The sequence below is a fragment of the Microbulbifer sp. HZ11 genome (genome assembly GCF_000708675.1).
In the GTDB taxonomy this organism is placed as follows: Bacteria; Pseudomonadota; Gammaproteobacteria; order Pseudomonadales; family Cellvibrionaceae; genus Microbulbifer.
In genome coordinates this window covers 1-607 of sequence record NZ_JELR01000008.1, presented here as the reverse complement: position 1 = coordinate 607, position 607 = coordinate 1, and the positions used below count along the sequence as shown (strand labels likewise).

Below are 607 nucleotides of genomic sequence, written 5' to 3'. Positions count from 1 at the left end.
AATGTTTTACCTTGTTAAAGAGCATCTGATGTAAAAATCAGAAAGCTGAACTCTTATCGTGTGATAAGAAATCAGGTTTCTGAGTTCTAATGTTGTGTCGAGGAAGTGGTGGAGCTATGCGGGATCGAACCGCAGACCTCTTGGATGCAAACCAAGCGCTCTCCCAGCTGAGCTATAGCCCCATTTCTTTACGTATTCTTACTTTGAAGAATGGAATTTTTGTGAATTGGTGTTTTCGGAGCCCGCCGCATAGCCTGCTATGCAAGGGTTTCGAAAGCGCCGAGTCACGAAAATTTGGTAGGCCTGGGCAGACTTGAACTGCCGACCTCACCCTTATCAGGGGTGCGCTCTAACCAGCTGAGCTACAGGCCTATTAAACTTGATCTTTTTGCCTCTCACTGCGTTGCACTCCGCTCTCAATCGGTCATGTACTGAAGTACACTCCCTCTTTCGATCGTCGCGCGCCTTGTGAGATACAAAAATCTCTGCGTTTAAAACAACACCCGAACTAAACGGGGCACTGACCCGCCCAACGGGCATCACTGACACAACATCATCAGTCCGATCAAGCAATATGTGTGAGCACTTACGAAGTTAGGTCGACTTC

The 607-nt window shown here is 47.6% G+C and carries 2 tRNA genes; both read right to left on the bottom strand.

Annotation, left to right across the window (positions count from 1 at the left end):
- Window positions 1-106 precede the first annotated feature (106 nt).
- Window positions 107-182, bottom strand: a tRNA-Ala gene (locus AU11_RS17575).
- Between the two features lie 113 nt (window positions 183-295).
- Window positions 296-372: transfer RNA gene (locus AU11_RS17570), tRNA-Ile, on the bottom strand.
- Between the last annotated feature and the right edge of the window lie 235 nt (window positions 373-607).